We start from the raw sequence: 10,200 nt of genomic DNA on the forward strand, positions 1-10,200 counted from the left end.
GCGATAACCGCCTAGACCTTCACCACCAGTTCCAGCCCGTTATCGAAGGGCAGGGTCATGGTCTTGAGGCCGTTCCTGGGATCCTCGACGAACGCAAAGAAGTGGCGATAGGCCTCGCGGAACTGCGTGGTGTTGTCGGCGACGATGACGGCGCCCGGCCGCAGGTGCGGTGCGACCAGTTCCAGGGCCGGGCGGGCCATCTCGGTCCAGATGTCCATCAGGACGAAATCGACGGGCCCCTCGATCACCTTCAGCGTCTCGCGCAGGTCGCCCTCGCGAAGGTCGATGAGATCCGAGACCCCGGCGGCCGCGAAGTTGGCGCGGGCCTGCGCGGCCTTCGCCGGCTCGTATTCCGTGCCGATCACGACCCCGCCGCCGTTCGCGCGGACCGCGTCGGCCAGATAGAGGGTCGAGACGCCGAAGCTGGTGCCCACCTCCACCACCCGCGTGGCGCGCAGCGCACGGCACAGCATGTGGCAGAACTCGGCCTTGATCGGCTCCAGGGCCACCATCTTATCGGCCATGAACCGGTTGGCGTCGTCGTCCAGTCCATCCCAGGTGAGGTCACCCTTCTGCGCCCGCGCGATGAAGTAGCCGATGGTCTCCGCCTCCTGAGCGGCGCTGGCCGCCTGCAGCGTCTCGATGCGCGCCTTCAGCGCGGCGTCGCCGATGACGCTCATGTCCAGGCCTCGCGCTCGTACTGCATGGCTCCGGCGACGTTGCCCTCGCTGTCGCGGAAGTAGATCAGCTCGCCCACGCCTTCGATGCGGAACGGGGCCATCAGGATCACGCCCCCCGCCGCCTCGATGGCGCTCACCGTGGCCTGGATGTCGTCGACGCCGAAGGTGATCTCCGTGCCCGGCATCCGCTGGCCGCCCACGTCGCGGCGGCCTTGCAGCGCGCCCAGGTGGCCTTCGCCGGTCGAGCGGGTCTGGTAGAAGCCGGGCGGACCCCACGGCGTGAAGGTCCAGCCGAACACCTCCTCGTAGAACCGCTTGGCGCGGGGGACGTCGTCGGCGTTGATGGCGAAGTGGCGGAGGGTTCCGGGCATGTCGAGCTCCTTCGCCGACAAGCTAGGCCTGGGTCTCGCGACGCGCTTGCGCTAGTCTGACGAATTATGTCGCTCATGCGCCAGAACGCCCGCGACGTGGACGGCTTTCCGGTCCGGGGGCTGGCCGTCACCTATCGCGACCGCGCCCGCCTCGACCGCCACACCCACCCCTGGGCGCAGCTGGTCTACGCCGCCAGCGGGACCATGCGGGTCTCGACCCCAGACGCGGCCTGGCTGGCGCCGCCCACGCGGGCCATCTGGGTGCCCGGTGGCGTGCCGCACGAGATCGAGATGCGCGGGACCGTGGCCATGCGCACCCTCTATCTGGCGCCGGCCGGCGAGGATCCGCGGCTGTCCGCCTGCCGGGCTATCGAGGTGGCGCCGCTGCTACGCGAACTGATCCTGCATGTGGTGAAGCTGGGGATGTTGGACACCGATACGCCGGCGCATGCACGACTGGAGGGCTTGCTGGTCGACCTGCTGGCCGACGCCGCCACCGTGCCGTTCGAGCTTCCGCTGCCTACCGACCCGCGAGCGCGCGCCTTCGCCGATCGCCTGCTCGCCGACCCGGGGGCAGAGGCGTCGCTGGCCGAACTTGCCCGGGGCGCCGGGGCTAGCCTCCGCACTCTCCAGCGCCGGTTCCTTGCCGAGACCGCCCTGTCGCTGGAAGCCTGGCGGGGACGGGCGCGGATGCAGCAGGCGGTGGTGTCGCTGTCGAACGGCGCGCCGGTGACCGAAGCGGCGCTGGACGCCGGCTACCAGAGCCCGTCCGCCTTCATCGCCGCGTTCAAGAAGGCCTTCGGCGTCACGCCGGCGCGGTGGCGCGGGTCGCTCTGATCGACAGGTCCCGCGCCCGGGCCAGCCGCGCCACGCCCTCGTCCAGGGTGGCGTCGCCCTTGGAGAAGCACAGGCGCACGATGGTGGCCACCGGCTCGGCCTCGTAGAAGGCCGAGACCGGGATCGCCGCCACACCGGCCTCGTTCACCGCGCGCAGGCAGAAGTCGCGGTCGCCCTCGCCGACGCCAGAGGCCGGCAGATCGATGCTGAGGAAGTAGGTTCCCTGGCTGGGCAGGACCGCGAATCCCTCGCGCGCCAGGCCGGCGGCGAGCCGGTCGCGGGACCGTTCCAGGCTCACGGGCATATCGCGGAACCAGTCGGCGGCGTTGTCCAATCCCCAGGCCACCGCGGACTGCAGGTTCGGCGGGGTCGTGAAGGTCAGGAACTGGTGCGCGCGGGCCAGGCTGTGGGTCAGGGCGGGCGCAGCGCAGAGGAAGCCGACCTTCCAGCCCGTCAGGCCGAACATCTTGCCGGCCGAGCCGATCTTCACCGTCCGCTCGCGCATGCCGGGATAGGCGATCAGCGGCCGGTGGCGGGCCTCACCGAAGACCACCTGCTCCCAGACCTCGTCGCAGACGGCGATGGCCTCGTGCGCCACGCAGAACTCGGCCAGCAGGGCCAGGTCCTCGTCGGGGATCACGACGCCGGTGGGGTTCACCGGATTGTTCAACACCACCAGCCGCGTGCGGGCCGTGAAGGCGGCTTCCAGCATCGCGCGGTCGAAGCGCCAGTGCGGCGGCTTCAGGGCCACCAGCTTGGGCACGCCGCCCGCCCGGCGGATCAGCGGCAGGTAGGCGTCGTAGAACGGCTGGAAGACCACCACCTCGTCGCCCGGCTCGATGAGGGCCAGGAAGCTCGCCGCCAGCGCCTCGGTCGCCCCGGAGGTGACGGTCACCTCCGACGCCCAGTCCAGGTCCAGCCCCTGCGAACGCGCGTAGTGCCTAGCCACCGCCTGGCGCAGTTCGGCCAGGCCGGCCATGGGGGGATACTGGTTATAGCCGTCGAGCACGGCCTCGGCCGCCTTGGCGCGCACCGCCTGCGGACCCGGATCGTCGGGGAAGCCCTGGCCCAGGTTCACCGCCCCCAGGGCGCGGGCGAGGCCCGACATCTCCTCGAAGATCGTGGTGGGCAGGTTCGAGAAAATCGCGTTGGCCATCGGCGCGATTTTGGCTGCAGAATTCCGCCGTGACCACCCGGAGGGCCCTCATGGAGATCGTCGAGTTCGAACCCCATCATGCCGAGGCCTTTCACCGGCTGAACGAGGCCTGGATCTCCAAGTATTTCGCGCTGGAGCCCAAGGACCTGGAGGCCCTGACCGACCCGAAGCGCAAGATCATCGACAAGGGCGGCCGCATCTTCATGGCGCTGAAGGACGGCCGGCCCGTCGGTTGCGTCGCCCTGCTGAAGATGGACGACGGCGGCTACGAAGTCGCGAAGATGACCGTCTCGGAGGACCTGCGCGGCTCGGGTCTGGGGCGCCTGCTGATGCAGCGCTGCATCGACGCCGGCGCCGAAATGGGCGCGCGGCGGCTCTACCTGGAGACCAACTCCAGCCTCGGCCCGGCGCTCGGCCTGTACCGCGCGATGGGCTTCAAGGACCTGGCGCCGGTGGAGACGCCCTATGCTCGCGCCGACGTCTTCATGGAGCGGCCTTACTGACCGCGCCACGAAGTCTCTAGTTGCGAACGACTCGCAATAGCAATAGCGTGGTGCGGACTTCCCCGGAGTCTCCCATGCACGACCTCAAGCCCCACGACGACCTCCTGCACGGCGAGCGCCTGCTGATCCGCACGGTCCGGCTGCTGGCGCTGACGGCGCCCTGCCATAGCCTGCGGGCCCACTTCGAAGCGGCCTGCGGATGCTCGGGCCAGGCGGCCTACCGGATGCTGGAAGCGTTCGTGCAGCAGTTGGGCGCCCGTGGCCGGCGGCGGGTGACGCTGTCGATCCCGGCCGATCCGCGGCTGACCGACGACGAGGCGCTCATCCTGGACGCCTTCGGCTGCGCCCAGGCCGAAGACTACCGGTCCCTGGACGAGCGGCTGACCGGCCTGCTGGGCGCCCCACCGCCGTTTCCGCTGGGCGCGGCGGCTTGCGTCGTGGCCGAGACCCTGGCGATGAACGGGCTGATGCTGCGGTCCCGGCCGGCGCCGGACTCCCTCATCCCCCGCGCGTGGCGGGACGATCCGCCGTTCCTGATGGCGGCCGAATAGCTATTTCCGGTCGCGGGCCAGCCGCAGGATGGCGCCGTTGCGATCGTCGGCGATCCAGATCGCGCCGTCCGCGGCCACGGACAGCCCCACCGGCGCGCCGCTGGGCCGCCGGCCCTTCATGGCCCGCCAGCCCGGCGTCAGGTCGATCGGCGCGGCCGCCGTCGGCCGTCCGGCGTCGTCCAGCGCATAGGCCAGGATGCGCGAGCCCGTTGGCCGATAGCCATGCAGGCTGACCAGCAGCCGTCCGGCCAGTTCCGGAAACATGGCGCCGCGATACTCGACCAGGTCCAGGGGCGCGGCGTGCGCCGGCATGAGGCGGCCGGGCTTGCGGAAGGGCGCGCACGAGACCTTCCGGGCTTTCCACGCCGGCGCGGGCTGTCCCGCGCCCATACAGTAGGGCCAGCCGTAGTGCGCGCCCGCCTCGATCACGTTGAGCTCTTCCGGCGGCCAGGCAGGATCGGGCACGTCGATACTGTTCTCCGCCTGCAGGACCGTCCCGGCGCGGGTGCGGACGAGGGCGAGGGAATTGCGCAGGCCACGGGCGAAGACTGTGGGCTCCGGCGCCCACTTGCCGGGGCCGGCCGGGGCGAACCGCCAGAGCGCCGCGTGCCGCTCGGCCTCGGCGCAGCGGGCCTCGCCAGGCCGCGGCGGGCACTGGTCGGAGGGGGCTCCCACATTGACCAGCAGGGCGCCATCGGCGTCGAAGATGAAGGCCGAGAGCGGGTGACGGTTCTCGTGCAGCCGGTTGTCGGGCAGGCCGGTGACCACCGGCGTCAGCGTCGCCTGCGGGTCCGCCGCATCGGGATCGAACCGGCTGATCCGGCTCATCTCGCTGAGATAGGCCTTGCCGTCCGGGCCGACGGCCAGGGTGTGGGGGAGATCCAGCTTCGAGAGGAGGCGCCTTAAGCCCGGCTCGCCGGAGGGCCTGGGGGTCAGGCGCCAGACCGAGCCGCGCCCGGGGTCCCAGGTCCCGAGGTCCGCCACCAGCCAGTCGCCGCCCGGGAGAGGCAGCAGGGTGCGCGGCAGATGAAGGGTGCGCCTGGAGGGCGGCAGGCCGGCCGGGGGCGGGGCCAGGACGATGCCGGCGCACATCCCCTTCATCGTCTCGATGGGCGCGCGGGGATAGCCGTCGCAGGTCCGGCCATCGCGGGCGTACCCCTGGGCCTGCGCCGCCCCGGCGACGAGCGCCAGGGCCAGGGCGGCAAGCAGCCCGCGCACGGACCTCAGCTCTGCGAGGCCAGCACGACGCCCAGCAGCACCGCGCACCAGTGGGCGGCGGCCGCGGCCACCACATGGCCGTGCCAGATGGCGCGGGAGAACTTCAGGCGCTTGTTCACGTAGAAGATCACCCCGGTCGAATAGAGGACCCCGCCGGTGACCAGCAGGGCCATGGCGTACCAGGCCAGGGTGTCGATCATCGGCTTCAGGGCCACGACCACCAGCCAGCCCAGCGCCAGATAGACGACCACCCAGAACTTCCGGTCGATGCCGACCAGGAACAGCTTCCCCAGCGCGCCGAGCGTGGCGATGCCCCACACGGCCGCCGTCATCCAGACGCCCCAGGCGCCGGGCAGGTTGAGGGTGAAGGGCGTGTAGGAGCCGGCGATCATCAGGAAGATGCCGGCGTGATCCAGGCGCCGCAGCACCGGGCGGTACTGGGGCTTGGCGAAGTTGTAGGCCGTGGAAAACGCCAACATGGCCACGATGCCCGCGGCGTAGATCGAGACGCCCACGACCTGGCTGATCGAGCCCTTCATCACCGCCAGGGTCAGCAGGACGATTCCCCCCACCAGCGCCAGGGTCAGGCCCATGACGTGGACGACCAGATCCGCGCATTTCGCGGCCGGCGTGGGATAGTGGCGGGGCGGGTAGGGCCGATCGGGGGAGGTCATGGCGAAACTCCTAGACCTCCTCCGTGTCACGCGCGTGGCGGCGTTGTCTACTCGTCCTTCACGCGCTTCTTGCGGAACGACGGGTTCAGGACCTTTTTCCGCAGGCGGATCGACTTGGGCGTCACCTCCACCAGCTCGTCCTCCTCGATGTAGGCGATGGCCTGCTCGAGGGTCAGCTTCCGCGGCGGGGTCAGGCGCACGGCCTCGTCCTTGCCCGAGGCGCGGACGTTGGTGAGCTGCTTGGCCTTCATCGGATTGACGTCCAGGTCGTCCGAGCGGCTGTTCTCGCCGATGATCATGCCCTGATAGGTCTTCTCGCCGGCGCCCACGAACATGGTGCCGCGCTCCTCGAGGTTCCACAGCGCATAGGCCGCGGTCTCGCCGTCGGAGTTGGACACCAGCACGCCCTTGCGGCCGGCGTCGATCGCGCCCTTGTAGGGCTCGTAGTGGCTGAACACGCGGTTCAGCACGCCCGAGCCCCGGGTGTCGGTCAGGAACTCGCCCTGGTAGCCGATCAGCGAGCGCGACGGGCTCATCAGGCTGATGCGGGTCTTGCCCGCGCCGGACGGGCCCATGTCCTTCAGCTCGGCCTTACGGGCCGACAGCTTCTCGATGACGATGCCGGTGAACTCGTCGTCCACGTCGATCATCACGTCCTCGATCGGCTCCAGCCGCTCGCCCGTCTCCGGATCGGTCTGGAACACCACGCGCGGACGGCTGATCGAGACCTCGAAGCCTTCGCGGCGCATGCCTTCGATCAGCACGCCCAGCTGCAGTTCGCCGCGGCCGGCGACCTCGAAGGCGTCCTTTTCGGACGTCTCGGTCACGCGGATGGCCACGTTGGATTCGGCTTCCTTCAGCAGGCGCGCGGCGATGACCCGGCTCTGCACCTTGTCGCCTTCGCGGCCGGCCAGCGGGCTGTCGTTGACCGAGACCGTCATCGAGATGGTCGGCGGGTCGATCGGCTGGGCCGGCAGGGCCTCGGTGACTTCCATGGCGCAGAGGGTGTCCGCCACGGTGGCCTTGGAGAGGCCCGCGATGGCGACGATGTCGCCCGCCTCGGCGCCGCCGTCGATCGGCTGGCGCTTCAGGCCGCGGAACGCCAGCACCTTGGTGATGCGACCGCGCTCGATTTCCTTGCCGTCGCGGCTCAGGGCGTGGATGGCCATGCCGGGCACGGCCTTGCCGCTCTCGATCCGGCCGGTGAGCAGGCGGCCCAGGAACGGGTCGCTCTCGATCAGGACCGACAGCATCTGGAACGGCTCGTCCTTGCGCTGCTCGGCCTTCGGCGGCGGGACGTGGTCGACGATCAGGTCGAAGAGCGGGCCCAGGTTGTCGTTGGGCTTGGCCATGTCCAGCGTGGCCCAGCCGTTCTTGCCCGACGCATAGATGTGCGGGAAGTCGAGCTGCTCGTCCGTGGCGCCCATGGCGGCGAAAAGGTCGAACGCCTCGTTCAGCACCCGGTCCGGGTCGGCATGGGGACGGTCCACCTTGTTGAGGCACAGGATGGGGCGAAGACCCATCTTCAGCGCCTTGCCCAGCACGAACTTCGTCTGCGGCATGACGCCTTCCTCGGCGTCCACGAGGAGGACGCAGCCGTCCACCATGCCCAGGATCCGCTCCACCTCGCCGCCGAAGTCGGCGTGGCCGGGGGTGTCGATGATGTTGATCCGGGTCTCGCCCGCCGCCCCGTTCCAGAGCACGGACGTGCATTTGGCCAGGATAGTGATCCCGCGCTCGCGCTCCTGGTCGTTGGAGTCCATCGCCCGCTCGACCGTCGCCTCGTTGGCTCGGAAGACGCCGGACTGGGCGAGCAGCTGGTCCACCAGCGTGGTCTTGCCGTGGTCGACGTGGGCGATGATGGCGATGTTTCGGAGCGACATAGGAGGGGCAGTCTCTTTCAGGAGGCGCGCGCTTGTAGGGGAAGCCGCGGCAGACCGCCAGCCTGTTGTGCGCCGCACCTAACGCCTTAGGTTGATTACGTAACGTGATATCCTGTTTCCGCTGCGAAAACAGCTGCGGCACAGGCGCGCGACACAAAAGATTCTCAAAGGCGCTTGCATTTTTGTGCGCCGCACACTAGCTTCAGCGTCATAGGGCGTCCCTGACGCTCTCGCCCTTCCTGGGCGTTTCCTCCCTGATTTGAACTGCCGCGCCCGATGGCGCGGCTTTTTTTTTGGCCCGCTTGCGGGCTCAGTCCTCGATGATCGGCGCCAGGAACCGCCCGGCGATCAGCGCCGCTTCCGTCCGGTTGCGGGTGCCGGTGAGCCGCAGGATCGCGTGGATGTGGAGCTTCACGGTGCCCAGCGTGATGCCCAGCGAACTGGCGATCTGCTGGTTGCTCATGCCCACCGCGATGCACTTGAGGACGTCCAGCTGGCGGGGCGAGAGCCCAAGCTGGCGGTTGGCCGGGGCTGAGCGCCGCGGCCTGGCGGACGTCTCGTGCGGAAAGTGCGCGCCGCCCTCGACGACCGCGCGGATTACGCTGCGGAACTTGTCCAGCTCATAGTTCTTCGAAGCATAGCCGCGGGTCCCGGCCATCTGGGCCAGGGCCGCGAAGCTTGGATTGGGCCGGTCGTCGATGGCGATCGCGGGCGCACGGCTCTGGGCGATCAGACGCCGCAGGCCTTCGAAATCGAAGTCGATGGAGAACAGGTCGACCAGCAGCAGGCCCGTCCGGTTGTGGCGGGTGAAGCGGTGGGCCTCGGCCATCGACGAGGCGAAGCCGACCTCGCCCGAGCCCTGGACCTCCGCCACGAGGTCTGCGATCGCGAGGCGGCAGATCGGCTTCTCCTCCACGATGAGCGCGGCGATCGTCGCGCCCTCGCGCACGGCCGCCGGCTCGACTTCCGGTGGGCCGGATCCCCGACGCGGACGGCCCGCACTCTTGCCCGCCGCCAGTACCAGCGCCGCCTCCCTCTAGAATATCCTTACGGCGTACGTGGGTAATGAGCGGGTAGATCAAAATCAATCCACAATCGCGAAAGTTCACTTGAGCAGAGGCATGCAACGACCGGAGGTTAAACCAGATACGAAAATTTCCCCCTAAAGGCGAATGGTCGCCGCCATATCGAAAGATATAAATCTATATCCTATTTCCTAGAACTATCGGCCGGGTTGACTGTTGTTGGGAAATCGCCGGCTACTGATGCGATATACTCATCTTGTGTGGGGGACACGATATGGGGTGGCAGGAAGAGTTGCATGAGCGCCTGACGTTCATGCGGTTCGATGGGGCGGCATCGACCCGGCTGCGCGCCGTGGGGCCGATCCTGATGGCGCAGCTGCCGGCCGCGCTCGACGCCTTCTACGACCAGGTTCGCGCCACGCCCCAGACCCGCGCCTTCTTCGGCGACGAGGCGAAGATCGCCCGGGCCAAGGATCGGCAGCTCGCGCACTGGGAAGCGATCTCGAGCGCCCGGTTCGACGACCACTACATCCAGGCGGTCACCACGGTGGGCGAGACCCATGCGCGGATCGGGCTGGAACCGCGTTGGTATATCGGCGGCTACGCCATGCTGATCGAGGCGTTGATCGGCGCGGTGGTGAAGTCGAGGTGGCCGAAGGCGCGGCTCGGCGGCTCGCGATCGGCCGCGGACGACGTGACGGCCGAGGCGGGCGCCCTGGTGAAGGCGGCGCTGCTGGACATGGACTATTCCATCTCGGTGTACCTTGCCGCCGCCGAGGCGGCGCGGCGGCAGGCGGAGGCCGAGGTGCTGGCCGGAGAACGTTCGACCGTGGTCCGGTCGGTCGGCGAGGCCGCCACGGCGCTGGCCGACGGCGACCTTTCATACCGGATGTCGGCGGAAATGCCGGTCGAGTACCGGAAGCTGCGGGAAGACTTCAACACGGCTCTCGGCCAGCTTGAAGCCGCGATGCGGGCGGTCATGGGAACGAGCGGGTCCCTGAGCGCGAACTGCGACGAACTCGCCTCCGCCTCCGACAACCTGTCCCAGCGGACCGAGCAACAGGCGGCGGCGCTCGAGCAGGCCGCGGCCGCGCTCGACGACATCTACGGTCGGGTGAAGAAGACGGCGCACAGCGCGGGCCAGGCGACCCAGACGGTGGGCGACGCCAAGGCCGAGGTCGAACGGTCCGGCCAGGTGGTCGCCAGCGCGCTGCAGTCGGTGGCGCACATCGAGGAGTCGTCGCGCGAGATCGGCCAGATCATCGGGGTGATCGACGAGATCGCCTTCCAGACCAACCTGCT

The 10,200-nt window shown here is 69.3% G+C and carries 11 protein-coding genes; 4 read left to right on the top strand and 7 right to left on the bottom strand.

All coding sequences use genetic code 11. From position 1 onward, the window contains the following. Nucleotides 1-11 precede the first annotated feature (11 nt). Together AX721_RS24150 and AX721_RS24155 are read right to left on the bottom strand one after the other, a co-directional pair. Nucleotides 12-680, bottom strand: coding sequence for an O-methyltransferase (locus AX721_RS24150; RefSeq protein ID WP_068878513.1), 669 nt, complete (start codon nt 678-680; stop codon nt 12-14). Beyond that, nucleotides 677-1,051: a VOC family protein gene (locus tag AX721_RS24155; RefSeq protein WP_068878514.1), complete on the bottom strand. Its 375-nt coding sequence runs from the start codon at nt 1,049-1,051 to the stop codon at nt 677-679. The genes AX721_RS24150 and AX721_RS24155 overlap by 4 nt, the downstream gene beginning before the upstream one ends. A gap of 75 nt (nt 1,052-1,126) precedes the next feature. Here AX721_RS24155 and AX721_RS24160 point away from each other — a divergent pair, with 75 nt between their 5' ends. Further along, the gene (locus tag AX721_RS24160; RefSeq protein WP_197422707.1) at nt 1,127-1,888 is read left to right on the top strand and encodes a helix-turn-helix transcriptional regulator; all 762 of its coding nucleotides are present in this window, start codon (nt 1,127-1,129) and stop codon (nt 1,886-1,888) included. Here the strand turns inward: AX721_RS24160 and AX721_RS24165 are convergent. Next, the gene (locus AX721_RS24165) at nt 1,857-3,044 is read right to left on the bottom strand and encodes an aminotransferase (protein ID WP_068878516.1); all 1,188 of its coding nucleotides are present in this window, start codon (nt 3,042-3,044) and stop codon (nt 1,857-1,859) included. The two genes, AX721_RS24160 and AX721_RS24165, sit on opposite strands and share 32 nt — an antisense overlap. A 29-nt stretch (nt 3,045-3,073) precedes the next feature. Here AX721_RS24165 and AX721_RS24170 point away from each other — a divergent pair, with 29 nt between their 5' ends. Both AX721_RS24170 and AX721_RS24175 read left to right on the top strand, forming a co-directional pair. After that, entirely contained in the window at nt 3,074-3,547 is a 474-nt protein-coding gene (locus tag AX721_RS24170; RefSeq protein ID WP_231733397.1) for a GNAT family N-acetyltransferase, read from the top strand. 74 nt (nt 3,548-3,621) lie between these two features. After that, nucleotides 3,622-4,098 (top strand): hypothetical protein, encoded by a 477-nt coding sequence (locus AX721_RS24175; RefSeq protein WP_068878518.1) that lies wholly within the window; start codon nt 3,622-3,624, stop codon nt 4,096-4,098. On the opposite strand, the gene AX721_RS24180 is transcribed toward AX721_RS24175, so the two are convergent. From AX721_RS24180 to AX721_RS24195, 4 genes are all read right to left on the bottom strand, one after another. Continuing rightward, nucleotides 4,099-5,316, bottom strand: a complete 1,218-nt coding sequence (locus AX721_RS24180; RefSeq protein ID WP_231733396.1) for a sorbosone dehydrogenase family protein — start codon at nt 5,314-5,316, stop codon at nt 4,099-4,101. Between the two features lie 5 nt (nt 5,317-5,321). Next, nucleotides 5,322-5,990, bottom strand: a complete 669-nt coding sequence (locus AX721_RS24185; protein ID WP_068878519.1) for a hemolysin III family protein — start codon at nt 5,988-5,990, stop codon at nt 5,322-5,324. A gap of 47 nt (nt 5,991-6,037) precedes the next feature. Further along, on the bottom strand, nt 6,038-7,873 hold the full coding sequence (typA, locus tag AX721_RS24190) for a translational GTPase TypA (protein ID WP_068878520.1): 1,836 nt from the start codon (nt 7,871-7,873) through the stop codon (nt 6,038-6,040). Between the two features lie 310 nt (nt 7,874-8,183). Further along, nucleotides 8,184-8,822, bottom strand: coding sequence for a response regulator transcription factor (locus tag AX721_RS24195; protein WP_068878521.1), 639 nt, complete (start codon nt 8,820-8,822; stop codon nt 8,184-8,186). 350 nt (nt 8,823-9,172) lie between these two features. Between AX721_RS24195 and AX721_RS24200 the strand changes: the two genes are divergently transcribed. After that, a partial coding sequence (locus AX721_RS24200) for a protoglobin domain-containing protein (RefSeq protein WP_197422708.1) occupies nt 9,173-10,200 on the top strand: 1,028 nt, incomplete at its 3' end.

Origin of the sequence: Phenylobacterium sp. CCH9-H3 (assembly GCF_001557235.1) — a bacterium.
GTDB lineage: Bacteria > Pseudomonadota > Alphaproteobacteria > Caulobacterales > Caulobacteraceae > Phenylobacterium.